General features: G+C 74.1%; 25 protein-coding genes. 9 read left to right on the top strand and 16 right to left on the bottom strand.

All coding sequences use genetic code 11. From position 1 onward, the window contains the following. Positions 1 to 157 precede the first annotated feature (157 nt). Complete coding sequence (locus ABD52_RS24275; RefSeq protein ID WP_047893357.1) at positions 158 to 427, top strand: hypothetical protein; 270 nt, start codon at positions 158 to 160, stop codon at positions 425 to 427. A 36-nt stretch (positions 428 to 463) separates the two neighbouring features. Further along, positions 464 to 724 (top strand): hypothetical protein, encoded by a 261-nt coding sequence (locus tag ABD52_RS24280; RefSeq protein WP_013286433.1) that lies wholly within the window; start codon positions 464 to 466, stop codon positions 722 to 724. Here the strand turns inward: ABD52_RS24280 and rnhA are convergent. Further along, complete coding sequence (gene rnhA, locus ABD52_RS24285; protein WP_047893358.1) at positions 643 to 1,206, bottom strand: ribonuclease HI; 564 nt, start codon at positions 1,204 to 1,206, stop codon at positions 643 to 645. The two genes, ABD52_RS24280 and rnhA, sit on opposite strands and share 82 nt — an antisense overlap. A 70-nt stretch (positions 1,207 to 1,276) precedes the next feature. On the opposite strand from rnhA, the gene ABD52_RS24290 reads away from it, so the two are divergent. Then, positions 1,277 to 2,065 carry a tyrosine-protein phosphatase gene (locus tag ABD52_RS24290; protein WP_047893359.1) on the top strand — a complete coding sequence of 263 codons (789 nt, stop codon included), beginning with the start codon at positions 1,277 to 1,279 and terminating at the stop codon, positions 2,063 to 2,065. Positions 2,066 to 2,154: 89 nt separating this feature from the next. Next, positions 2,155 to 3,273: a serine hydrolase gene (locus ABD52_RS24295; RefSeq protein ID WP_235437546.1), complete on the top strand. Its 1,119-nt coding sequence runs from the start codon at positions 2,155 to 2,157 to the stop codon at positions 3,271 to 3,273. On the opposite strand, the gene ABD52_RS24300 is transcribed toward ABD52_RS24295, so the two are convergent. The 5 genes from ABD52_RS24300 to ABD52_RS24320 form a co-directional block, all read right to left on the bottom strand. Further along, positions 3,270 to 4,454 (bottom strand): lycopene cyclase family protein, encoded by a 1,185-nt coding sequence (locus tag ABD52_RS24300; RefSeq protein WP_200905233.1) that lies wholly within the window; start codon positions 4,452 to 4,454, stop codon positions 3,270 to 3,272. The two genes, ABD52_RS24295 and ABD52_RS24300, sit on opposite strands and share 4 nt — an antisense overlap. Before the next feature lie 48 nt (positions 4,455 to 4,502). Continuing rightward, entirely contained in the window at positions 4,503 to 5,750 is a 1,248-nt protein-coding gene (locus tag ABD52_RS24305; RefSeq protein WP_047893362.1) for an MFS transporter, read from the bottom strand. 42 nt (positions 5,751 to 5,792) lie between these two features. Then, positions 5,793 to 6,938 (bottom strand): RNA polymerase sigma factor, encoded by a 1,146-nt coding sequence (locus ABD52_RS24310; RefSeq protein WP_047893375.1) that lies wholly within the window; start codon positions 6,936 to 6,938, stop codon positions 5,793 to 5,795. Between the two features lie 8 nt (positions 6,939 to 6,946). Next, positions 6,947 to 7,384 carry a YciI family protein gene (locus ABD52_RS24315; protein WP_047893363.1) on the bottom strand — a complete coding sequence of 146 codons (438 nt, stop codon included), beginning with the start codon at positions 7,382 to 7,384 and terminating at the stop codon, positions 6,947 to 6,949. 168 nt (positions 7,385 to 7,552) lie between these two features. Next, positions 7,553 to 7,969: a DUF6069 family protein gene (locus ABD52_RS24320; RefSeq protein ID WP_047893364.1), complete on the bottom strand. Its 417-nt coding sequence runs from the start codon at positions 7,967 to 7,969 to the stop codon at positions 7,553 to 7,555. 169 nt (positions 7,970 to 8,138) lie between these two features. On the opposite strand from ABD52_RS24320, the gene ABD52_RS24325 reads away from it, so the two are divergent. The 4 genes from ABD52_RS24325 to ABD52_RS24340 all read left to right on the top strand — a co-directional run bounded on the left by ABD52_RS24325 (position 8,139) and on the right by ABD52_RS24340 (position 11,353). Beyond that, positions 8,139 to 9,242 carry a sensor histidine kinase gene (locus ABD52_RS24325; RefSeq protein WP_047893365.1) on the top strand — a complete coding sequence of 368 codons (1,104 nt, stop codon included), beginning with the start codon at positions 8,139 to 8,141 and terminating at the stop codon, positions 9,240 to 9,242. Continuing rightward, entirely contained in the window at positions 9,239 to 9,907 is a 669-nt protein-coding gene (locus tag ABD52_RS24330; protein WP_047893366.1) for a response regulator transcription factor, read from the top strand. The genes ABD52_RS24325 and ABD52_RS24330 overlap by 4 nt, the downstream gene beginning before the upstream one ends. Positions 9,908 to 10,149: 242 nt before the next feature. Further along, a complete protein-coding gene (locus tag ABD52_RS24335; protein ID WP_013286444.1) occupies positions 10,150 to 10,632 on the top strand; it encodes a hypothetical protein in 483 nt (160 codons plus the stop codon). A gap of 73 nt (positions 10,633 to 10,705) precedes the next feature. Continuing rightward, positions 10,706 to 11,353, top strand: a complete 648-nt coding sequence (locus tag ABD52_RS24340; RefSeq protein ID WP_047893376.1) for a class F sortase — start codon at positions 10,706 to 10,708, stop codon at positions 11,351 to 11,353. A gap of 3 nt (positions 11,354 to 11,356) precedes the next feature. Here ABD52_RS24340 and ABD52_RS24345 read toward each other — a convergent pair whose 3' ends face one another. Then, positions 11,357 to 12,358, bottom strand: a complete 1,002-nt coding sequence (locus ABD52_RS24345; RefSeq protein WP_047893367.1) for a phosphotransferase family protein — start codon at positions 12,356 to 12,358, stop codon at positions 11,357 to 11,359. Between the two features lie 84 nt (positions 12,359 to 12,442). Beyond that, on the bottom strand, positions 12,443 to 13,123 hold the full coding sequence (locus ABD52_RS24350) for a tyrosine-protein phosphatase (RefSeq protein ID WP_047893368.1): 681 nt from the start codon (positions 13,121 to 13,123) through the stop codon (positions 12,443 to 12,445). Between the two features lie 175 nt (positions 13,124 to 13,298). Here ABD52_RS24350 and ABD52_RS24355 point away from each other — a divergent pair, with 175 nt between their 5' ends. Beyond that, on the top strand, positions 13,299 to 13,715 hold the full coding sequence (locus ABD52_RS24355; RefSeq protein ID WP_047893369.1) for a YchJ family protein: 417 nt from the start codon (positions 13,299 to 13,301) through the stop codon (positions 13,713 to 13,715). A 16-nt stretch (positions 13,716 to 13,731) separates the two neighbouring features. On the opposite strand, the gene tnpB is transcribed toward ABD52_RS24355, so the two are convergent. From tnpB to ABD52_RS24395, 8 genes are all read right to left on the bottom strand, one after another. Further along, on the bottom strand, positions 13,732 to 15,111 hold the full coding sequence (gene tnpB, locus ABD52_RS24360) for an IS607 family element RNA-guided endonuclease TnpB (RefSeq protein WP_047893370.1): 1,380 nt from the start codon (positions 15,109 to 15,111) through the stop codon (positions 13,732 to 13,734). Next, positions 15,108 to 15,689 (bottom strand): IS607 family transposase, encoded by a 582-nt coding sequence (locus tag ABD52_RS24365; protein ID WP_047893371.1) that lies wholly within the window; start codon positions 15,687 to 15,689, stop codon positions 15,108 to 15,110. The genes tnpB and ABD52_RS24365 overlap by 4 nt, the downstream gene beginning before the upstream one ends. Before the next feature lie 151 nt (positions 15,690 to 15,840). Continuing rightward, positions 15,841 to 16,230 carry a DUF2267 domain-containing protein gene (locus ABD52_RS24370; RefSeq protein ID WP_030273179.1) on the bottom strand — a complete coding sequence of 130 codons (390 nt, stop codon included), beginning with the start codon at positions 16,228 to 16,230 and terminating at the stop codon, positions 15,841 to 15,843. 87 nt (positions 16,231 to 16,317) lie between these two features. Beyond that, the gene (locus ABD52_RS24375) at positions 16,318 to 18,180 is read right to left on the bottom strand and encodes a transketolase (protein WP_013476702.1); all 1,863 of its coding nucleotides are present in this window, start codon (positions 18,178 to 18,180) and stop codon (positions 16,318 to 16,320) included. Positions 18,181 to 18,260: 80 nt separating this feature from the next. Beyond that, positions 18,261 to 19,457 (bottom strand): MFS transporter, encoded by a 1,197-nt coding sequence (locus tag ABD52_RS24380; protein WP_047893372.1) that lies wholly within the window; start codon positions 19,455 to 19,457, stop codon positions 18,261 to 18,263. A gap of 205 nt (positions 19,458 to 19,662) precedes the next feature. Continuing rightward, positions 19,663 to 20,688 carry a hypothetical protein gene (locus ABD52_RS24385; RefSeq protein WP_030273185.1) on the bottom strand — a complete coding sequence of 342 codons (1,026 nt, stop codon included), beginning with the start codon at positions 20,686 to 20,688 and terminating at the stop codon, positions 19,663 to 19,665. Between the two features lie 73 nt (positions 20,689 to 20,761). After that, positions 20,762 to 22,036: a hypothetical protein gene (locus ABD52_RS24390; RefSeq protein ID WP_047893373.1), complete on the bottom strand. Its 1,275-nt coding sequence runs from the start codon at positions 22,034 to 22,036 to the stop codon at positions 20,762 to 20,764. A 54-nt stretch (positions 22,037 to 22,090) separates the two neighbouring features. Next, on the bottom strand, positions 22,091 to 23,725 hold the full coding sequence (locus tag ABD52_RS24395) for a serine/threonine-protein kinase (RefSeq protein ID WP_047893374.1): 1,635 nt from the start codon (positions 23,723 to 23,725) through the stop codon (positions 22,091 to 22,093). Positions 23,726 to 24,048 lie beyond the last annotated feature (323 nt).

A 24,048-nucleotide genomic window follows, 5' to 3' on the forward strand; every position in this document is an offset into this window, starting at 1 on the left:
GAACAGGACCGCGCCTGCTGGGCAGTCTAGGAAGCGGATAATGACGTCCGTGCATGTTTTCGAAACGTTTTCGGGCCGGCCGGCACGTACGACCGCCTCGGCATCTGAGATCGACAGGCAGACCCTCACCGACCAGCAACAACCCCAGGAGGAACGTGTGAGCACCAACAGCAGCACCACCGAACCCAAGACGACGGAGGAGCCGGTCGACCCGGCGCACGCCGAGGACGAGGCCGGGCAGGTGCCGCTGGTGCAGACGGCCGCGGACACCGACGTGCCGGCCCCCGCTCCCGGTGCGCCGAAACCGGACGAGGTGACCGAGGACGACGGATCCGGCATGGCGGGCGGCGCCTCCGGCAGCAGCTCGGGCGGCTCCTCGATGCCGACCCACCCGGACGCGGCCCGCGGACGGGACGCCGCCCGCTGAACGTTTGCCGTCACCCGCTGCGGGCAGGAGTGCGACATGACCAGTGAAGAGTCCTTCGGCCGCGCGGCCGGCGACGAACCCGACGGCGCGACCGCGTACGAGGCGTCCCTGCGCCCGCCGGGCGAATCCCTGCACACCACCGACGACACCGGTGACGACTTCGCCGACCTGCCCGCCGAGGACCGGCGCTCGGCACGAGAGGTCAGCCGCGCCGGTTACGACGTCGATGCGGTCTCCGGCACCGGCGACCCGTCCGAGGAGCCGGAGGAGATCGAGGAGGGCCGGCCGCTGCGCTGAGCCGTACGCGGGGCGGCCGCCGCGCCGCTCCGCGCCTCGGTCATGCCCCGGTTCGCCAGCGCGTCGGCGCGCTCGTTCTCCGGGTGTCCGTTGTGGCCCTTCACCCATAGCCACGTCACGTCGTGCCTGTCGCAGGCCGCCTCCAGTGCCTGCCACAGGTCGGCGTTCTTCACCGGCTGCTTCGCCGCGGTCAGCCAGCCGTTGCGCTTCCACGCGTTCAGCCAGCCGGTGATGCCGTTGCGCACGTACGTGCTGTCGGTGTGCAGCCGTACCGTCACCGGTCGGGTGAGGCTCTCCAGCGCCCGGATCGCGGCGGTCAGCTCCATCCGGTTGTTGGTGGTCGGGGTGGCCTCGCCGCCGCACAGCTCCCGCTCGTGCCCGCCCCAGCGCAGCACCGCGCCCCACCCGCCGGGCCCGGGATTGCCGCTGCACGCGCCGTCGGTCCAGATCTCCACGACCCGGCCGGTCTCCGCCTCCACCATGCCCGGCAACCTACCGGGTACGCGAGCACGCGGGACCACCCGACCCGCCGCGCCCGGCTAACCTGCCGGTGTGACCACTCCCCCGGACTTCGCCACGCTCTGCAACTTCCGTGACCTCGGTGGCTGGCGGACCGGCGACGGCCGCACCGTCGCCCGGGGCCGCCTCTACCGTTCCGACTCGCTGGCCAAGCTCGCCGGTGAGGATCTGGAACGGTTCGCGGCGCTCGGCGTCCGCACCGTGATCGACCTGCGGTACCCGTGGGAGATCGCCGACCGCGGCCGGGCCCCGGAGAGCCTCGGCGTGACCTGGCTCAACCTGAGCATCGAGCACCGGCCGTACGTGCAGGCCGACATCGACCCCGGCGTGGACCCGTGGCGCTACCTGGCCGACCGGTACGCCGAGGTGGCCGAGGACGGCGTGGCCGAGCTGCGCCAGGCGATCGAGGTGATCGCGGACGGCGAGCACCCGCTGGTGTTCCACTGCGCGTCCGGCAAGGACCGCACCGGGCTGCTCGCCGCGCTGGTGCTGTCCCTGCTCGGCGTGGACGACGACCAGATCGCAGCGGACTTCGCGCTCACCGAGCAGGCCACCGACCGCCTGGTCGCCGAGTGGCGGGACCGCAACGGCGGCGCGACGCCTGGTTGGCCCGCGTACGGGCGGGCGCCGGCCGAGATCATCCGCCTGGTGCTGGCCGACCTGCGGGCCGCCCACGGTTCGGTGCACGGATACGTGACCGGCCGGCTCGGCGTCAGCCAGGAGACGATCGCCGCGCTGCGCGCCCGGCTGCTCACCGGCGACACGAACCCGCTGCCCACCCAGGGCACCACCGGCAGCACGCCGACCGCGGTCACCCGCTGAGCGCCGCCGACAGTCGACGCCGGCCGCCGTCGCCGTCCCTCACGAAAAGCGGACGACGCCGATGCCACGGTCTGGCACGCTGCGTGATCGTGGACACGCGGTGGGACGGCCTGCGGGCCGAGGTACGGGCGACGATCGACGAGCTGGTCTCCTCCGGCCGGGAGGCGGGTGTGCAGGTGGCCGCCTACCTGGACGGGGTCGCGATCGTCACCGAACAGGCCGGGCTCGCCGACACCACCACCGGCCGGCCGATGACGGCCGACACGCCCGTGCACGCGGTCTCCACCGGCAAGGGCCTCACCGCCACAGTGGTGCACGTGCTGGCCGAGCGGGGACGGCTCGACTACGACCTGCCGCTGGCGCGGGTGTGGCCGGAGTTCGCCCGGCACGGCAAGGACGGCATCACGCTGCGGCACGTGCTCACCCACACCGCCGGTCTGCCCGCGCTGCCGGCCGACGTCACGCCGGAGGACTTCACCGACTGGACGCGCATGTGCGAGCTGCTCGCCGACGCGCGGCCGCTGTGGGCACCGGGCGAGCGGCTCGCGTACCACGCCTGGACGTGGGGCTGGCTGCTCGGCGAGGTGATCAGGCGGGTCACCGGCGCCCCGGTGTCGCGGGTGCTCGCCGAGGAGGTGGCCGGGCCGCTCGGCGTGGACCGGGAACTGCTCCTCGGCGTACCGGAGGCGGACCTGCCCCGCCTGGCCCGGCTGGAGGACGCCGGCCTGTCCGCGCTGATGACCTGGGCCGGGGCCAACCTGCCGCACTTCGACGCGGTCGCCCCGCCCGCGGTACGGCCGGACACCGTCATCGGCTCCCGCCCCGACGTGCTGCGCGCCGACGTGCCGTCGGTCGGCACGATGAGCGCCCGCGCGGTGGCCCGGATGTACGCGGCGCTGCTCGGTCCGGTCGACGGGGTACGGCTGATCTCCGCCGAGCGGATGCGGGAGGTGTCCGCCCCGGCGGTACGCGCGCAGGAGTGGGTGTTCGGGCAGGAGAGCACGTTCGGGCTCGGGTACGCGGTCGAGGACGACGGATCGTTCGGCACCGCCGGTAGCGGCGGCAGCCTCGCGTTCGCGTACCCGGAACTGGGGTTGACGGTGGCGGCGGTGCGCAACCGGCTCGGCGCGGGCGACGGCGACCCGATGGAGCAACTGCGGACGCTGGTGCGCGACCGCGTCGCCGCGGCGACCGGCCACCGAGGCTAGCGCCGCAGGCGGGCCCGCAGCCGGCCGGCCGCGTCGCCGAGCACCGCGCCGGTCATCGGCAGCAGCGGGCTGGACCGCATCACCGCCAGATCCTCGGCGGGGCTGGTCACGCCGTCGAGGAACCGCAGCACCCGTTCCGGCGGGTTGCGGTCGAACAGCCGCTCGAAGAACTCCACGCCGCCGACGTGTCCCCGGTCCAGCGCGCGCAGCGCCACCGCGTCCATCCACAGGTGCCGGCCCGGGTACGCGGGTGCCGGCACCGGCGGGCGGCCGGCGGCGAGCGCCAGTGCCACCTGGTCGGCCTGGCGCAGCATCGCCGAGAACGTGAACCCGGTGGACGGGCGCGTCGCCCCACCGGCGGTGCCCAGCCGCACCACGCGCGGGCTCGGGCGGGACTCGAACGGCCCGTCGGTCATCGGGATCACGCCGTCCTCGACCTCCCGCACCCGCAGCGCGGTCAGGTCCAGGCCGAGCAGGTCGGCGTACCCGCGCAGCGCCGCGTCGTAGCCCGCGTCGTCGAGCAGGGCCGGCCCGAACTCGGTGTACTCGACGAGCGCGAACCGGTCGTCGACCGGCAGCACGTACCCGAAGGACACCCCGCGCGCCGGCTGCGGAGTGCGGAAGTCCATCAGCACCGCCCGCTCCGGGTCGAACGTGGGCCGGTCGGCGGCCAGCCACCACCCACGGAAGTGCTGCAACCAGCTGGTCCGCCCCGGCCGCTTCGGCCGCCGGGGCCGCGAGTCCAGCACCCACCCGGCCCGCACCAGGTCCCGCCCGTCCGGGTCGCGGACCGTGACCCGCTCACCGTCGTCGTGCAGCTCCCCCGCCGGGACGCTGATCCGGACCGCGTCCAGCCGCCGCTCGGCCTCGGCAGCCCGGTCGTAGACCGGGGCGGAGCGGAGCATGGCGTACCGCAGGGGGTCGAGCGACAGGACACGGCGGCCGGCCGGCGTGACCACGTCGACCTGCGACCAGCTCGCGCTCAGCATCGGGTCGAGGTCGTCGCCGGGCAGGCCCCAGAACGCCCAGGTGCGGTCCTGGCCGCGTTTGTGCACCGGGTCGACCACCGCGACCCGCAGCCCGGTCACGTCGTGGCGGTCCAGCGCGGCCAGGACCAGGGACGCGGCGCCGCCGCCGCCGACCAGCGCGAGGTCGACGTCGACCGGGAAGGATGCGTGCATCCGGCCACGCTGCCACATCGGCGGAGGCGGCCACCGGCCGACCCGCGCTCAGGCCACCGGCGCGGGCTTCTGCGGGGCCGGCTCGGCGTAGGCGGCGGCCACCGTCGCCCGGTCGAAGACCCGCCACGTCGCGGCGATCACCGCGACCGCCACCACGAAACCCACCCAGTACGGCGCGGTGATGCCGAACCGGGCCGCCACCACGCCGCCGAGCAGCGCGCCGACGCAGTTGCCGCCCGCCGCGACGAACAACGTGGTGCTGCCGACCCGGCCCATCAACGCGGGCGGGGTGAGGCGCTGCCGCAGCGAGTTCGCCACGATGTTCCACAGCGCGCTGTGCGCCCCGAACGCGAACAGCGCGAACCCGACCACGGCCGCGCTGCGGGACGCGGCGAGCGCCAGGTGCAGTCCCGCCTCGACCAGCAGCCCGGTCCGCACCGTCCAGGTGGGTGTGATGGCGGCGATCAGCCGGTCCCCCACCAGCGAGCCGAGCACCCCGCCGAGCGCCATGCAGGTGAACAACGCGCCGTAGCCGACCGAGCCGAGACCGAGCCGCTCGGTGGCGAGCAGAACCAGCACCGCCACGGCCGCGGTGAGCGTGACGTTCAGCAGGCCGATCAGCACCGTCATGGTGCGCAGCAGCCGCTGCCCCCACAGCCAGCGGAACCCCTCGGCGACCTCCGCCCGCATCGAGCGCCGCTCCTCCGGCGCCGGCCCGCCCCGGTACGTCCCGGCGAGCAGTCCGACCAGCACGGCGCTCAGCGCGTACGTGCCGGCGTTGAGGGCGAACGGCAGCGACGCCGCCAGCACGAACAGGAACCCGCCGAGCGGGCCGGCGATCATGTTCTGCATCACCTGGGTGCCGCCGCCCAGCCAGCCGTTGGCGCGTTCCAGCAGGGACCGCGGCACCACCGCCGGCAGCACCGCCTGCGCGGCGGTCCGGAACACCACCTCGCCGGTGTTCACCACGAACAGCACCGCGTAGAGCAGCGCGATCCCGGCCCGGTCGGCCAGCATCGCCGCCGCCAGCACGGCCAGCGCGCCGACGCGTACCCAGTCGATGAGCACCATCAGCCGCCGCCGGTCCACCCGGTCCGCCAGCACGCCACCGGGCAGCGCGAACAGCAGCCACGGCAGCCACGACACCGCCGCCCCGGCCGACACCACCAGCGGATCGTCGGTGATCGACGCCACGTACAGCGGCGCGGCCACCGTCGCCGTCCCGCTACCCAGCGCGGACAGCGTGCTCGCCGTCCACAGTCGGGCGAAGCGCCCGCCGAGCCGTTCCCCCGTCACGGCGAGGCAACCTACCAGCGGCGACGCGCGCCGCCGACCGGTTTATCCGGGGCGGCGGGTGTTGAGGCGGGCCGCCTGCCGGTTCAGGTGGTCGCGTTCGGCCAGGCTGGACGCGCGGCGGGCCGCCTCCGCGTACAGCCGGGCCGCCCGGTCCGGGTCGCCGTCGCGTTCGTGCAGGTACGCGGCCACCGCCGTGTACCGGGGCAGCGAGTCGTCGAGCGCCGCGAGCGCCGCCAGCCCGGCGCGCGGGCCGTCCGCCTCGCCGACCGCCACCGCCCGGTTGAGCCGGGCGATCGGGCTGCCGGTCAGGCGCACGAGTTCGTCGTACCACTCGACGATCTGCACCCAGTCGGTCTCGGCCGCCGTACGCGCGTCGGCGTGCAGCGCCGCGACGGCGGCCTGGGCCTGGAACTCGCCCAGCCGGTCGCGGGACAGGGCGGTCTGGAGGATGCTCACGCCCTCGGCGATCAGCGTGGTGTCCCACCGGCCGCGGTCCTGCTCAGCCAGCGGCACCAGGCTGCCGTCCGGCGCGGTCCGCCCGGCCCGGCGGGCGTGGTGCAGCAGCATGAGCGCGAGCAGCCCGGCCACCTCGGGGTGGTCGATCGCGGCGGCGAGCTGCCGGGTGAGCCGGATCGCCTCGGCGGCCAGGTCCACGTCGCCGGAGTAGCCCTCGTTGAACACCAGGTACAGCACGCGCAGCACGGTGGCGACGTCACCGGGCTGATCGAACCGCACCCCGGACACGGTGCGCTTGGCCCGGCTGATCCGCTGCGCCATGGTGGCCTCCGGCACCAGGTACGCCTGCGCGATCTGCCGGGTGGTGAGCCCGCCGACGGCGCGCAGCGTCAACGCGACGGCCGACGACGGGCTCAGCGACGGATGCGCGCAGAGGAAGTAGAGCCGCAGCGTGTCGTCGACCGCCGGCACCGGGCCGGGCGGCGGTTCCTCGTCCACGAGGTCCTCGCGCCGGCGCCGGGCGGCGTCGGCGCGCACCACGTCCAGGAACCGCCGCCAGGCCACGGTCACCAGCCAGCCCCGCGGATCGCGGGGCTGGTCGGCCGGCCAGACGCGCAGCGCCTCGATGAGCGCGTCCTGCACGGCGTCTTCGGCCGCCGCGAAGTCGGCTCCGCGGCGGACGAGGACACCGAGCACGCCCGGGATGAGGCTGCGGAGCGCGACCTCGTCCATCGGACGGATCACTCGGTGATGGTCGGCGGCGCGGTCAGGAACGGGCGCAGCTCCAGCCACTCGTGGATCGGCTTGCCGCCCTGCCCCGGCGCGGCCGACAGCTCGGCGGCCAGTTCGAGCGCGCGCTCGTAGCTGTCCACGTCGATCACCATCCAGCCGGCGATGAGGTCCTTCGTCTCGGCGAACGGGCCGTCGGTGACAGGCGGGCGTCCCTCGCCGTCGTAGCGGACGAACGTGCCCTCCGGGGCGAGCGCCTGGCCGTCGACGTACTCGCCGCTCTCCTGCAGCTTCGCCGCGAACTCCTGCATGTAGTGCACGTGCGCGGAGATCTCCTCCGGCGTCCACTTGTCGATCATCGGCATGTCGGACACCGGGGTCGGGCCGCCGCGGTAGTGCTTCAGGAGCAGGTACTTCATGAGTGTCTCCTCGTGGAGGGTGCGACCCATTCTGGCCGCGTTCACTCCGGGGACGAAGCCGGCGTTGCGTTCTCGACATCGGTGGCGGAGGAATTTCGGCGTCACATCGCGTAAGCCATCCTAGGAGGCTAGTTCTGATGGTCCGGGCCGCCTGCCCCCGTCGCGGCGGTCCGGACCCGTCAGCGGATCGCCCGGCCGTCAGCGGGCGGCGGTCCGGCGCAGGCCGGTGATCAGCACCGCGCCCGCGACCAGGTGCAACGCCACCAGCGTCAGCGTCGCCGCACCCCCCACTCCCCCGCCCAGCGGCCCGAGCAGGGACACCAGCAGCACGAGGCCCGCGACCACCGTCCAGACGGTCCGGGCACGGGCGGTGAGCCGTTCCAGCAGGGCCAGCAGCGCCCAGCCGGCCAGCCCGGCGAGCAGCGTGCTCACCACCACGGCCACCGGCGTCACCCGCTGGTCCGTAGAGCCGCTGCGCGCGATCAGCTCCACCCCCGCGACCGGTACCGCGACCACCCAGCCCAGCAGCGCGGCGGCGGTCGCCGCGAACACCGTGAGCAGGCGGTCCCGGCGGCGGTTCGGGCGGGCGGTGACTGTCGGGATCGTGGTCTCCATCGGTGACTCCTCCACATCGGGACGACTGCCGGAAACGCTAGGTCCGGCGGGCCGCCGCGCGGATCGGGCCGCGGAGCGGTTCCCGGCTCCGTCGCCCGAACGACCACCGGCCCGGATCTCCGTCTGGCGACCGATGAGAAGCGGTGGACCGGCGGCCTAGCATCCGGACATGAGATGCGCGTCCCGGTCCCGGTTCCTGCTGCTGCTCGACGGCGGCATCGCCACCGCGAGCATCGCCGTGTGCCTGCTCGCGCTGCTGGCCTCCGACGCCGGCCCGGACACGCCCGGCGCGACCGCCGTCGCGGTCGGCCTCGCCGTGGCGCAGGCGAGCTGTCTGCTGTGGATCCGGCGCCACCCGGGGTACGCCCTCACCGTCGCCGCGCTGGCAGGCGTCGGCCTGGAGGCGCTCTGCCCGCAGCTCGGCTGGCTCGGCCTGGTCGCGGTGCCGATGGCGTACGTGGCCCGGCTGCGCCCGCCCCGGTACTCGCTCGTCGCGCTCGGGCTGCTGCTGGCGCCCACGCCGTGGAAGCTGGTCACCGGCGGCTGGCGGGACCTGCTGCTGGCGGTGACCGCGCTGGCCCTGAGCTGGACGCTCGGCGAGCTGCAACGGGGCCAGGCGCAACGGCGCTGCGCGTGGGAACGGCAGGTGCTGGCGGCCGAGCGGGAACGCATCTCCCGGGAACTGCACGACGTGGTGGCGCACCACGTCGCGGTCATCGCCGTCCAGGCCGCCGCCGCCGAGGACGTGTTCGACGAGCACCCGGCACAGGCCCGCGCCGCGCTCGCCGCGATCGACACGGCGGCCCGGTCGGCGCTGACCGAACTACGGTCCATGCTGCACGCGCTCGCCGCCGACGACGGGTCCGAGCAGGGCGGGCCACAGCCGGGACTGGCGCAGCTCGACGCGCTCGCCGACGCGGTCCGGGCGGTCGGCCTTCCGGTGACGCTGCACCGGGAGGGCGACGGCGAGGCGCTACCCGGCGGGGTGCAGCTGTCGGCGTACCGGATCGTGCAGGAGTCACTGACGAACGCGCTGCGCCACGGGCACGCCACCCACGCCGACGTGGACGTCCACTATCGCGACGGCGTACTGCGGCTGGAGGTCGTCAACGACGGCCCGGCGCCCGCCCGCCGGCCCGGTACGCCCACCGGGCGCGGCATCGTCGGCATGCGGGAGCGGGCCCGGCTGCTCGGCGGCACGCTCGACGCCGGCCCGCTGCCGGCCGGCGGGTTCCGGGTCCACGCACGACTGCCGGTCGGGGCGGGCCGGTGACCGTGCGGGTGGTGGTCGCCGACGACCAGGAGCTGATCCGCGCCGGGCTGCGTACCGTCCTCGACGCGCGGCCCGACCTGAGCGTCGTCGGGGAGGCGGCCGACGGTGTCGAGGCGGTCGCGGTGGCGACGCGGACCCGGCCGGACGTGGTGCTCATGGACGTGCGGATGCCCCGGCGCGACGGCATCGCCGCCACCCGGGACCTGGTGGCTGCCGGCAACCCGGCCCGGGTGGTCATGCTGACCACGTTCGACCTGAACGAACACGTCTACGCCGCGCTGCGCGCCGGGGCGAGCGCGTTCCTGCTCAAGGACACCCGCCCGGCCGACCTCGCCGAGGCGGTACGCGTGGTGGCCAGGGGCGAGGCCCTGCTCGCGCCCACTGTGACCCGGCGGCTGCTGGACCGGTACGCCGACCGGCTGCCCGCGCCCGCGCCCGCCGGCGACGTGCTCGCCGTGCTGACCGCCCGTGAGCGGGAGGTGCTGACGCTCACCGCGCGGGCACTGTCCAATGCGGAGATCGCCGCCCGGCTGCACCTGAGCACCGCCACCGTGAAGACCCACGTCTCGGCGATCCTCACCAAGCTGGGCCTGCGCGACCGGATCCAGGCGGTGGTGCTCGCGTACGACACCGGACTGGTCCGGCCGGAGCCGCCGGTCCGCTAGGCGCGAACGGGACACCAGACCCCAGACACGGCGAACCGGTACGGTTCGCCGTCCGGGCTGGCCCGGCATGTCCGCCGTGTCGTGGCGGCAGGGAGCACACCGGACGGCAACGAAGATTTCTCAATTACCCCCAGTGACCGCCGCAACCCTCCTAGTGTTGGCCACACCGGTGCTCGTCACGGAGTTGGCCACCCGAACGACGTCCCACGCCTACAGCGGACGAAAAGTGAGGGAAGACGCGGATGAAGGCACAGTCATTTCTCGGATCGGCGGCGTTCGGCGTGGGCCTCGGCGCACTGCTGCTCCCGGCCGCCGCGCTGGCGGACACCAGAGTCTCACCCGCCACCACCCCGGTCGGCGGCACCGTCGTGCTGACCACGACGTGCAACCCGAACGCCGGTGACGCGATCTTCCGGGTCACCGGCCCGGACCGGGACCAGAACGTCCGGTCCACCACGGCCGCCGCGGGCGGTGGCCTGAGCGCCGAACTGTTCACCGCCGGGTTCACGCTCGGCACGTACACGGTCGCCACCACGTGCGGCGACGGCAGCGACGGCGGCAGCGCCACGTTCACCGTCACCCCGATCGGCGGCGCGCAGGCCGGTGGCGGCGGACGCGACGGCGACACCGGAGTGCTGATCGCCGGTGGCGTGCTGGCCGCCGGGGCGCTCGCCGGAGGCGCGTACGCGGTCATCCGCCGGCGCCGCGCGGACGCCGCCGCCTGACCGGCTCGCCGAGCGGTCCGCCCGCGCCGGATGCTCCGGCGCGGGCGCCGCGTCCCTGTCGGACGGAGGTGGGATGCTGGCCTCGTCGCCGCACGGCGGCCGGTCGCGGCTGCGCACCGCCGCCGTGGTCACCGCCGTCACGGTCGCCGCCGCCGCCGGCGCCGGCCTGGTCTCGGCCGGGCTCGGCACCACGTCGGCGGCACCACCGCAGCCCGGCGTCTCCGCCGCGCCCGCCACCGAACGACCGGGTACGGCCGGCCCGGCGCTCCCCCGGTCCACGCCGGTCCGGGTCACCATCCCCCGCATCGGCGTCGACGCCGAGATCGTCCCGGTCGCCACCGACGCGGACGGCGCGCTGGAGGTGCCGCCGCTGGAACGCCCGGAGGTCACCGGCTGGTACCACCCCGGTCCCGCACCCGGCCAGGCCGGCAACGCGGTGCTCGTCGGGCACGTCGACTCGCAGCACGGCCCGGCGGTCTTCTTCGACCTCGGGCGGCTGCGCAGCGGCGACACCATTCGCGTGCTGCGCGCCGACGGCCGGACCGCGACGTTCACTGTGGACGGCGTCGGGGCGTACCCGAAGGAGCGCTTCCCCACCGCGCGCGTCTACGGCGGCGACGCGGCGGCGCGGCTGCGGTTGATCACGTGCGGCGGGCGGTTCGACCCGCGGACCGGCAGCTACCCGGACAACATCGTCGTCTTCGCCACCGCGACCCGGTGACGCTCAGTCCGCCAGGTCGGCCAGTTCCGCGCCGAGGAGTTCCGCCAGCAGCTCCACCCGGCCCGGGTCGTTGTCGGCGGTGATGTTCCGGCTGGGCATCTCGACAGTCATCAGCAGGTAGAGATACAGCCGGTAGAGCCCGAGCCGCCGCCGCGCCCCGGCGTCGAACGGGAACGGCGCCGCCGCCCGGTAGGCGCGTACCAGCGGGTCGTCCGGCTCGTCCTCGGCGCGGCGGAACAGCAGCGGCGACACGAGGTCCATCAGCGGGTCGCCCCACAGGTACCGCTCGCCGTCGACCAGGCCGGTGAGCCGGGGCGTGCCGTCCGGCCCGTCCACTGCCAGCACGTTCCCGGCCCAGCCGTCGAAGTGCAGCAGCGCTGGGCGGTGTACCGCGTCGAGCACTTCCGCGTGCCGCGCCACCAGCTCCCGGATCCGGGTCGCGGGCGCCGGCAGCGGCACCGCCCAGTCCGCGGCGTCGGCGAGCATGTCGTCCACCATGGCCGTGTAGGCGTCCCGCCAGGTCGCCCCGGAGGCCCGGTCGCCGTCGTAGCCGTACCGCTCGCCGGTGACGCCGTGCAGCGCGGCGAGCGCGCGGCCGAACTCCGCGCGCAGCGGCCCGACGTCCGCGCCGGCCCGGCTCAGGTCCCAGAGGGTACGACCTGGTAGCCGCGCCATGAGCAGCCAGTCACCGAGGTCGGGGTCGGTGCCGTGGTGCAGCAGCGCAGGCGTCGGCACCCCCGGTGCGCGGTCGGCCACCAGGCGCAGGTAGTGCGCCTCCGCGCCGATCATGTCGCGCTCGTAGCGCAGCAACGGCACGTGCGGCGCCGGACCGACCTTGAGCACCACGTCCCGGCCGTCGGTGAGGCGTACCCACCAGACGGCGGCGAAGCCGCCACCGGTCAGCGGCCCGCAGTCGGCCACCTCGGCGCCGGATCCGAACGAGGCGGTGAGGTGGCGGCGGACCTGATCCGGGTCGAGGGCACGCTGAGTCGGGCTCACGCTCATGGTCCGGGGAGCGTAGCGCCTGCGGCTGCCTCGTGGGCGCAGCGATTGCGAAGACGTGCGGTACCGGCCGGTGGCAGAACCGTGTCAGGCAAGCACCCCCCGCAGGGCCTCCAGTTCGGCCTCGGTGGCGCCGGCAGCCTGGAGATAGGCGGAGACCGAGCCGTGGTGGCTGCGGATCCACACCATGGCATGAAGCAGGTGCGCTGCGGTCACCGGGCGGGTGCCGTGTCCGATCGCCGCGCCGGCCGGCGATCCGGTGAGGTCCAGAGCGGCGTTCGAGCGCAGGAAGTCCTGGGTGACCTCCGCATCGGAAGCATTCAGGAGAGTCTGGATGACGGCGACGACGACTCCGGTGCGGTCCTTGCCGGAGGCGCAGTGGACCAGGGCAGGTAGCGCGCCGGGGGTGATGAGCTGCCGGATGATCGCGACGGTGGCACGACCGGCCTGCTCAGCCATGTACGGGTACAGCGCCACCTGGTCGTCCGGCCAGCTCTGCTCGGTGAACACCGGAAAGTGGCAGTGCTCGACGCCGAGACCCGCACACCGGTCCGGCCGGTCGGCCACCTCTCGGATGCTGCGGAGGTCGATGACCGTGCGTAGCCCGAGGTCCTCCAGCTCCCGGGCACCCTCGGGCGTCAGGAGATGCAGGGCGCCAGAGCGATACAGGACCCCACGGCGCAACGACCCGACGCCGCCTGCGTCGCGGAGGTTCCGGACGCCGGAACCGCCGGTGGTGGCGTCGGCCGTGGCCCCACGAGTGATCATGGAGGCGACTATACGAGGTCGGTCAGCCGACGCTGGTGGCCTCAGCCGCCTCGCCGGCGACTGCCCCTCTCCACCGTCCTCGCCATCGACCAGCGCGCCCTCTCATCCTGTCCCGTCCGGGATTGCCCGGCCTACCGGCCGCGAGGGCGGTCGTGGTGTGGGAGAGAATCGCCGGGTGGCGAGACGGAAGGCGCGCGAGGGCGCGGGTGAGCGTCCGGCGGCCTGCCCGTGCGGCACCGGCCGGCCGTACGCGGACTGCTGCGCCCCGGTGCACCGGGGCGAGGCGACGGCGGCGACAGCGGAGGCGCTGATGCGGTCCCGGTTCAGCGCGTTCGCGCTCGGCGACGCGGCCTACCTGCGGCACAGCTGGCACTCCACCACCCGCCCTGGGCGGCTGGAGCTGGACCCGGGCACCCGCTGGACCCGGCTGGAGATCGTGGAGACCGGTCAGGGCGGCCTGTTCGACAGCGCCGGGACGGTGCGGTTCCGGGCGCACTACCGCGAGGGCGGGCAGGCGGGCGTCCTGGCCGAGCACAGCCGCTTCGCCCGCGAGGACGGCCGCTGGGTCTACCTGGACGCGCTGCCCGAGTGACGCCTCCCGTTACCTTTCAGTGCGCTCTAGCGAACGCGCGGATGGTAGTCCTGCCTTGTGGTAGGACGGTCCCGGTCTGACCCGCGGATGCGGTGCCGGGTTGACGTTTCACGGACACCTGCCCGCGTATGCGGGTCTTCCGGTCGTCTCCACGTCCTGCCACCGGGCCACTCCCGGCGGTGTCGAACTCAGCCGCCAGCGCGGCCAGGTTACGGGCGGCGTTGCGGTCACGGTCGATGACCAGACCGCACGCCTCGCATTCGTACTCGCGCTCGTGCAGGGCGAGTTTGGTTTTCACCGCGCCGCAGCCCGAGCAGGTCTTCGAGGACGGATACCAGCGGTCGGCCAGCAGCAGCCGACCACCGTTCCATTCGGTCTTGTACGTCAGTTGGCGGCGAATCTCCGCGAACCCGGCGTCAGCGATGTGCCGGGCCAGCCTGCGGTTGGCGAGCATCCCGGTCACGTTGAGGTCTTCGACCACCACCGTGCCGTGCTCGCGGGCGAGGCGGGTGGTGAGCTTGTGCAGCCCGTCGCGGCGCAGGTTCGCCACCCGGGCGTGCGCACGGCCGAGCCGAGTCGCAGCCTGTTCCCACCGCTTAGACACCCGTCTGCCGGTGCGTCGGTCCGGGCCGGTCTTACGCGACAGCGCACGGCCGAGCACGCGCATCCGCTGCTGCGCGGCCAGGAGGTGACGTGGGTTATCGACCATCTCGCCGGTAGACAGGACCGCGAGGTGCTTGATGCCGACATCCACGCCGACGACCGAGGAGGGGTGCGCCGGTTGGCGCTCGGTGCGCTCGACCTCCACGGTGAAGGAGACGTGCCACCGGCCGCCGTCGCGGCGCACGGTTGCGGACATGATCCGGGCGGTGCCGTTGTCCAGGCGGCGGGCGAGTTTGCGGGCGGACTCGTGCAACTTCAGGCGGCCCAGCCGGGGCAGCACCACATGCTTTCGGTCGGGTTCGACCCGGATCGCCCCGGTGGTGAACCGCACGCTCGGTGTGGCGCGGCGGCGGGACTTGAACCGGGGGAAGCCGACCGGTTTCCCGGCTCGTTTGCCGTTACGGGAGTCGGCCCAGTTCTTCAACCCGCGAGCGAGCGCGTCGAGGCCGGTGTTGAACGCCTCCTTCGACACCTCGCCCCACCACGGCGCGACGTCGCCCTTCGCGTGGTTCCATGCCTTACGCAGCCCGGCCAGGGACCAGGACAGCGACGGCGTCAACAGGTCGTCCTGAACGCCGTACGAGCGTTCGGCGGCCCGCTGGTCCATGACGGCCTTGACCTTCGCGAGCGCCCAGTTGTGAGCGACGCGGGCCGCCCCCGCGTGGGCAAGAACATTGCGTTCCTGGCCGGAGGTGAGGTCGAGGGCGAACCGGTACGCCTGGATCGTTCTCACGCCGGACTTTCCTCGGTGGCAGCCTCGACCGCGCGGCGAGCGCGGTTAGCGGCGGCGCGGCGGCCGTAGAGACGGGCGCATAGTGAGGTCAGGATCTCGGTGACGTCGCGGACCAGGTCGTCGTCGACCTCCGCCGGGTCCACGACGAGCAACCGGCGGCCCTGCGCTGAGAGAGCAGCCTCAACGTATTCGGCGCCGAAGCGGGCGAACCGATCACGGTGTTCGACCACGATCGTTGATACAGCCGGGTCGCGCAGCAGGGCGAGGAACTTCTTGCGGTGCCCGTTGAGTGCGGAGCCGACCTCGGTCACCACCCGGTCCACACCGAGTTTCTGGCCGGTGGCCCAGACGGTCACCCGAGCGACCTGTCGATCCAGGTCGGGCTTTTGATCGGCGGACGACACGCGGGCGTACACGACCGTCTGCCCGGTTCCGGCCGGCGTGCCGGTGACCGGCTCTCCGACCATGATCAGGCGGCCGATCCGGTATGTGGGAACGGGCAGCGTCCCGGCTGCGTACTGCCGCCGAGCGGTGATGTACGCGATGCCGGTCGACGCCGCCCATTCCTTCAGGTTCACCCGATCACTATAGCTTCCCCAAGAGCGCCAGAGATGCACGAAACAGCAACAGTTTGTTACCCCGGCGCCGACGCTGGCGGCCCGTGGCGGCGGGTGTTAACAAGGGGCCCTTCCTCTACCGGAGGCGTTAATAAGGGGCCCTTCCTTTCGCCTAGGCGGGGCGTGGGGCGGGCTGGGCCAGCTCGGCGATCTCGCGCGGCAGCTGGGACAGCGCGCGGTTGAACTGGGCCGGCCCGATCACCCGGTGCAGCGCCTGCAACACCGCCCGGGCGCCGCGCTCGGCGTCGGACGGTGTGGCGCCGGAGCGCTCGGCGACCCGGCGCAGGAACTCGTCGTACCCGAAGACCTCGGGGTCCTCGACGCGGGCGCGGGCCAGCAGCGGACGCAGCTCGTGCGCGACGTGCGCGGACAGGTCGTCGGCCTCGCCGCCGCTGATCCGTTCGGCGAGCGTGCGCAGCGTCGCCTCGGTCAGCGCGCGGGCCGTCTCCACCGGCACGCCGGCACGGGCGGAGACCCGCGCGTAGAACTCCGGTTCGGCCATCGTCTGTCCTCCCGTCGCAACGGCAGCGTGGCTACCCGCCGCCGGTCCGGGCAAACACCGCCGCGCCGCGGGCCCCGGCGGTACGGCTCAGGCCAGGGCCCGCGCCGCCGAGACGATCGCGCCGACGCCGATGCCGGCCCGGTCGAGCTGCTGGGCGGGGGTGCCGGAGCCGGGCAGCCCGCGTACCGCCAGGTGGTTGACCCGGGCCGGTTCGCCCAGGTCGGCGAGCGCCTCCAGCACCGCGGAGCCCAGCCCGCCCTCCGGGTAGTGGTCCTCGACCACCACCAGCCGCCCGCCGGTCTCCACGACGGTCTCGGCCAGGCGCTGCCGGTCCACCGGTTTGATCGAGTACAGGTCGATCACCCGGGCGTCGATGCCCTCGCGGGTCAGCTCGTCGGCGGCGGCGAGGCAGAGGTGCACCGTGACGCCGGTGCCGAGCAGCGCCACGTCCCCGCCGTCGCGCAGCATCCGGCTGCCGCCGATCGGGAACGGCTCGGCGTCGTCGTAGAGCACCGGGTACGCGCCGCGCGTCGTCCGCAGGTAGCTGACGCCCGGCTGGTCGGGCATCTGGGCGACGAGGGCCGCGCAGGAGACCGCGTCGGCCGGGCACAGCACCGTGGAGCCGGGCACCGCCCGCAGCGCGGCGATGTCCTCCAGCCCCATCTGGGACGGGCCGTCCGGGCCGATCTCCACCCCGGCGTGCGAGCCGACGAGCGCGATGTCGGCCCGGGAGACGCCCGCCATCCGGATGAAGTCGTACGCCCGGGACCAGAACGCGGCGAACGTAGCCGCGAACGGCCGGTAGCCGCGCACCGCCAGGCCCACCGCCGCGGCGGCGAGCTGCTGCTCGGCGATGAACATCTGGAAGAACCGGTCCGGGTACGCGGTGGCGAAGCGCTCCGCCCGGGTGGAGTCGCTGACCTCGCCGTCGAGCGCGACCACGTCGGGCCGGGCCGCGCCGAGGGCGCGCAGCGCGTCGCCGTACGCGTCCCGGGTGGCGACCTTCGCGCCGCGCTCGTACGTCGGCAGTTCCGGTTGCCGGATCTCCGGCGCGGCGGCCCGGGGCGCGGGCGGTGGCTTCGGTCCGGCGACCCGGATGCGCCGGGGGCCGCCGAGCGCCCGCACTGCGCGCTCGGCCAGCTCCGGGTCGAACGGCTTGCCGTGCCAGGACGGGTTGTTCTCCACCTCGGGCACGCCCTTGCCCTTGACCGTGCGGGCCAGCACCACTGTCGGCCCGGTGGCGTCGCGTGCCTGCCCGTACGCCTCGTCGATCGCGCCCGGGTCGTGGCCGTCGACCACGATCGCCCGGCAGCCGAACGCCTCGACGCGCCGCCGGTAGGTGTCCAGGTCCCACTCCAGTTCGGTGGGGCCGCGCTGGCCGAACCGGTTGACGTCCACGATCGTGGTGAGGTTGCGCAGCCCGTAGTGGCCGGCCTTGTCCAGCGCCTCCCACACCGACCCCTCGGCGGTCTCGCTGTCGCCGCAGAGCACCCAGACGTGGGCGGGCGACCGGTCCAGGTACTGGGCGGCGAGTGCCACCCCGACGCCGACCGGCAGGCCCTGCCCGAGCGAGCCGGTGGCGACGTCCACCCAGGGCAGCACCGGCGTGGGGTGGCCCTGCAGGCGCGACCCGGATCGCCGGTACGTCTCCAGCAGCTCCTGCTCGCTGATCGCGCCGGTGGCCCGGAACACCGCGTACAGCAGTGGGGAGGCGTGCCCCTTGGAGAAGATCAGGTGGTCGTTGCCGGGGTTGCCCGGGTAGGACCAGTCGTAGCGCAGGTGCCGGGCGACGAGCACGGCGAGCAGGTCGGCGGCGGAGAGGCTGGACGTGGGGTGCCCGGAGCCGGCCATCGTGCTGCACCTGATCGCGTCCACCCGCAGCTGGGCGGCCAGGTCCGCCAGCCCGGTCAGGTCCTCGTCGCGCAGTGTGCGCTCTGCTTCCAACGTCACCGCGATCGTCCCCCGGGGTCGCCGAATTTCCGGACCAACGCTAGGCCGCGAACGCGACCATTGGTCCCTTTTCTGGCGATTCATGCTCGACCGGTGAACAGCCAGAGCGCCACCAGCAGGTACGGCAGCACCGCGACCGCGAAGGCAGCCGGGTTGCCCATCGCACCGGCGAGCAGCCCGTACCCGGCGTAGAAGGCGACGATGGTCAGGTCGGTGGCCATTCCGGCGAGCGAGGTGACGGTGGCCCGCGCCGACCCGGTGATCCGGGCCTGGAGCCGCACGTCGGCGAGCACGGTGGCCAGCTGGAACGCGGCGAACGCCGCAGCCAGCAGCACGAACCCCGCCGGGTGCCGCAGCAGCGCCCCGGCCGCCGTCGCCGCGGCCGCGAACACGAGCAGACCGGCGTACCCGCTGTGGGACAGCCGCTCGCCCAGCGGCGCGAGCAGCCCGCCCACTGTCATCCCGGCCCACACCAGCAGGAGCAGCAGCGGTACGCCGACCTCGGCCATGCCGGTGTCGGCGGCCAGCAGCCCGGTGTACTCGTCCAGCCCACCCCAGATCGCTGTGACCGCCGCGACCAGCAGCACGGCGGCGCGGACGCGGCGGTCGGCCCGCACCTCGCGCAGGCCCAGGCGCAGGCTGTCCAGCCAGCCGGCCTCGTCGTCATCCCCGCTCGGGACAGGCGCGGCCGGCGGCTGGCGGTGCTCCGGGAAGCGGGCCGCGACGGCCGCCGCCAGCAGGCACGTGACCACGCTCGCCGCGCCGACAGCGAGGTAGCCGCCGAGCGCGAACACCGGCCCGGCGAGCACCCCTGATCCGACCGCGCCGAGCACCTCGGCGGTGCGGGTCCGGCCGATCAGCCGGGCGTACCGGTCGGCCGCGCCGAGGCGTTCCAACTCGGTGAAGACGAGCGCCTCCAGCGCGCCGGAGCGCAGTGCGCCTCCGGCACCCCAGAGCAGGAAGCCCACGGCGAACGCCGGATAGGACGGCAGCAGCACCCAGAGCGCGAACCCGGCGGCGGCCAGCAGCGGCGCGAGGCAGAGCAGCAGGCGGCGCGACACCGCGTCGGCCCACACGCCGGAGGGCACCTCCAGCACGATGCCGGCGGCCGCCCAGAGCACGAACAGCGAGGAGATCTGCCCGACCGACAACCCGGTGTCGGCGAACAGCAGCACGTAGAGCGGGTAGAGCAGGACGAGGTCGGTGAGGAACGCGTACCCGTAGAGCGTCGCCGCCAGGCGGCGGGTCGCTGGTACGCGGGCAGGAGCGACGAGCATGGAACCTTCCCACGGGACGTGACGGACACCGGTCGGAATGCACGGCGTCCGCGGCGGCCCGCGGCCTCGTCGCTCAGGAAGGCATCAACATCGCCAGGTCATGCCGGGATCCTATCCGCCGCGAGGCGCCCGGGTGGTCCCCCGGCGGGCACGAATTCGGGGCGGGACCGTGTGGTCCCGCCCCGGTTCGTCTCCGCTGTTCGGGTCAGCGGCGGAACTTCTCCACGTCGGCCTGCGGAATGACCATGGTGGCCTCGTTGTCCGCGGCCTGCTCGGCGGTCGGCTGGCGCGGCGTGGTCGGCTGAGTGCGCTCGGAGTCCGCGTACGCCGGAATGTGCTGCGTGGCCTCCGCGCCCGCCTGCGACGGCACCGGCTCGGTGGGGTCCTCACTTGCGGCGGCCGTGGTCGACGGGGTGGCCGGGTACGCAGGCACCGGCTGCGTGCGGTCCGCCTCGGCGTCGCGGCTCACCGGCTGGGTCAGCTCGGACTCCGCGTACGGGCCGGTCGCGGCGAGCCGGGCCTCGACGTCGCGCCGGCCGGCCTGGTACGCGCGGGCGTGCGTGGCGATGGTGCGCGACTCCTCCTCGGCCCGGGTCAGCCAGTTCTCCCAGCGGCTCTGCATCGGCCGGACCAGCCCGCCGCCGACGCCGACGACCAGGATGCCGCCCACGGTGGCGAGCACCGCGATCAGCACCGGGGTGGTGACGGTGGTGGCGACGCCGATCTGGTTGAGCGCGGCGATGACGCCGAGGCCCAGGATGAACACCGAGGCGAGGTTCGCCAGCACCCGGCCGTACGAGAGGCCACCGAGCGCGCTGGAGATGATGTCCTTCACCGCGCGGGCGATGGCCGCGGCGACCACCACGATGACGATGGCGACGAACGCCCGGGGCAGCCAGGCGATCACGCCGGCGATCAGGTCGGAGATGGGGTTCGGGCCCCAGATGCCGAACGCGAGCTGGAGCGTGACCAGCAGCACCCCGTAGTAGGCCAGCTTCGCGACGATGTCGCTGGCGTCGTACTTCGAGCGGGCCAGCGCGGTCTTGATCCCGCCGCGCTCGACGGCCCGGTCGAAGTGGACCCGCTCCAGCACCTTGTCCACGAGCTTCAGCACGGCCTTGGCGATCAGCCAGCCGACGACCAGGATCGCGACGAACGCGACCGCCTTGGGCAGGAACAGCATCACCGAACGGAACGCGTCGCCCACCGCGTCCCCGAAGTTGTCTCTCATCGAAGGGCCTCCACGTGCGTGGTCCAGGTTTGTTCGGGTGGGGCTACCCGGATCCGCGCGCGCGGAAACGCGGTCAGCCTCCGGGGCAGCGGTAGACGACGCGGGTGCTGGCCTGCGCCGTCGTCGGTTCGACGATGTTGACGGTGGCGATGCCGGTGGTCGTCCCGACCCCGGTGAACGTCCACTTGAGGGTGAGCGCGGCGGTCTGCTGCCCGCTGCCGACCCGTTCGGTGAGCACGGCGCCGGGCGGCGCGTCGGAGCGGAACCACTGGTACCGGATCGTTCCGCCGCGCCCGTTGGTGCGCACGGTGGCCACCACGTCGACAGTCACGTCGCAGGCGACACCGGCCGGCCGGGGCACCGCGACGGTGACCCCCTCGACCTCCAGCGGGCGCAGCCGCTGCCACAGGTAGAGGCCGACAGCCAGCAGCAGCACCACGGTGAGCAGCGTGGACAGCACCGAGACGACGCGACGCCAGGCCGGACGCGGCCGTATCGGCGGCGCGGTGGGCCAGGGCGGCGCGGGCGGCGGCGTCGCCGGCACGCCCGGCCCGAAGCGCAGCTCACCGCCCGGGGCCGGCACGCCACTCACCGCCCGCGCGTGGCCGGTCCGATCCGGGTACGCCCCGGCGCCGGTCGCCGCCGTCCCGGTGGTGTGACCCTGATGCGGTACGCCGGTGGGCTGCCAGGAGGCGGTGGGCTGCCACGATGCGGTCGGTTCCGCGCCGGGGCGCTGGGGCGGTTCCGCGCTCGGACGCGGGTAGACGGTGGCCTGTCCAGTCGCGTCCGCCGGTGCTGGGCGCATATGGACCGTCGCCTCGCCCGCCGGATCAACCGGAGCCGACCGCAGGCTCACTGTCCGCTCCCCCGCCCTGCTGTCCGGAGCCGCCACGAAGTGAACAGTCGCCTCACCTGTGTCGTCTGCCCGGCCTGGGCGGATGTGCACGGTCGGCTCGGCATCGGGCGGTGTCGCCGTGGCCGAGGCGGCGAGGTCTGCGGTGCGGTCGTCCCCGCCGGGGATCGCCGTCAGGTGGACTGTGGGTTCGGCGGTGGGTGGCTGGGCGGCCCCCGCCCCGGGTAGGTGGACGGTGGGCTCCGACCTGCCGGTCGCCGCCGGGGTGTCGACGGCGAGCCGGACGGTCGGCTCCGCGCTCTCGATGACCAGTGCCGTCGTCGGCTCCCCACCCTCGGCAGCCGGCTCCGCCTGCATGACGGCGAGCGGCACCGTCGAGTCGGCGTCGGCTCGGGGCCGGGTGAGATGAACGGTGGGCTCGGCGGCGTCCGCGTCGCCGGTGAGCGGCAGGGCGCGGGTGGGCAGCGCCTCGGTGGGCTCGTCGGGGCGGGTCACGCCGACCGTCCCCGGGACGGGCTGCGGTGCGGGGCAGCGGGCACTGTCGTACTCCTAGCCGGGGGTGCAGTCGTGGTAGAGCGTCACGTACACCGGTGACGTCGAGGTGGTCGTGTTGCCGGCGGCGTCGGCGGCGGTGACCCGGATGGGGATGCGGGCGCTGCGCTTGGGCGTGGACAGCGGGCCGAGCGTGCCGGTGAACACGCCGCGCCCGGCGGCGGCCATCCGGATCGTGCCGGTGGCGCCGTCGACGGTGTAGCCGAAGGTGACCGTGAGCGCGGCCGGGCCGCTGCGGTCGTCGGTGACGGTGGCGGTGACGGTGCTGCTCTTGGCGCCGTAGGGGCAGCCCTTCGGGTCCAGCTCGCCCGGGTCGGCACTCACGCCGTCCACGACCGGCGCCGTCACGTCCGGTGGCGGCGGGCTGGTGGTGCGCGACGCGCTGGGGGTGGGTGTGCCTGTTCGGGTCGGCGTCCCCGTCGGATCGGGGGTGGCCGACGGCGCGGGAGGCGGCGGCGTGGCGGACACGGTGGACGGGCTGGGCGTCGGTGACGGGCTGGGTGTCTCGGCGTCGGTCGGGTCCGGTACGGGTGCGCCGGTGGTGGCGGGGGCGGCGCTCGCCGGGCCGGTCGGGCCCGCGGCGGACGTGTCGTCGTGGGCGGCGTAGCTGTAGCCTGCGCCGCCGGCCAGGACGGCGGCGGCCAGGGCACCGGCGGCGAGGACGGTACGGGTGCGGCCCTTACGGAACCGTCCGCCCCGGCCGGTGGTGGTCGTGCCGAGTTCGGTGTGCGCGACGGCGGTGGCGCCCTCGGCCCGGTCCGGGAACGGCCACAGCGCGGCCAGCAGCAACGCCCGCCGAGCCAGCTCGCGCAGCCCGCGTTCCTCCCATTCCGGGCCGTAGCCGGTGCCGGCGACCCGTTCCAGCAGCTCCAGGAACGCCTCGGCGGACGGCGGGCGCTCGTCGGGACGTTTGGCCATGCCGTGGCGCAGCAGTTCGTGCACCGGCGGGGGTGCCGCCTCGGCGGGGATCGGCGCGCTGGCGTGCTGGTCGCGCAGGGAGAGCAGGTCCGGTCCCTGGTACGGGGGGCGGCCGGTGAGGCACTCGAAGAACGTGGCGGTGGCGGCGTAGACGTCGCACGCGGGGCCGGCCGGGGCGCCGGTCCACTGCTCGGGGGCCATGTAGCGGGGCGTGCCGGACACTGTGGTGTCGGAGCCCTGGCCGATCGGCATGGCGATGCCGAAGTCGGCGAGCTTGCTCAGCCCGGCGCCGGTGACCAGCACGTTCTCCGGTTTGTAGTCGCGGTGCACGACACCGTGGGTGTGTGCGGCGGCCAGACCGGCGAGTGAGCCCTTGAGGACGCAGAGCGCGGCCTCGGGTGTGGTCGGGCCGTGTTCGCGCAGCATCTGGCGCAGTGAGACGCCGTCGACCAGTTCCATCACGATGGCGGCGCCGTGCGGGCTCTCCACGTACTCGTAGAGGCGGCTGACGTGCGGGTCGTCGATCTCGCCGAGGAGCCGGGCCTCGGTGCGGAACGCGGTCCGGAACGCCGAGTCCTCGCCCAGGTCGCGGATCAGGTACTTGATCGCGACGGGGGTGCCGGTGGCGTCGTGGGTGGCGAGCACGACGCTGCCCGACGCGCCGGCACCGAGCCGGCGGACCGGGGTGTATCCGGACAGTTCCCAGCCGCTCATGCGACAGACTCCACGGCGTCCCACGGGCGGATGTCGGACGCCGCCTCGCTCGTCATTCTCACCGTGGCGCAGCCGACGGCCATCGCCGCAACGGCTGTTTCCGGACGCCAGTCGGCGCCCGGTTCCCCGCGCGGCGCCTCACCGCGCGGCAGGTGGTCGGTATCGGACACACCGTCACGATTACCAGACCCCGGCAACAGCCGTCACCTCGTCGATCATGAAGTTGACAGGGACAAAGAGGACGGATCCCGCCGTCAACTTCATGATCGACGGAGAGGGGGCACGGCGGGATCCGTCCTCTTTGTCCCTGTCAACTTCATGAT

It is taken from the genome of Micromonospora sp. RV43 (assembly GCF_001029515.1).
GTDB classification, from domain to species: Bacteria; Actinomycetota; Actinomycetes; order Mycobacteriales; family Micromonosporaceae; genus Micromonospora; species Micromonospora aurantiaca.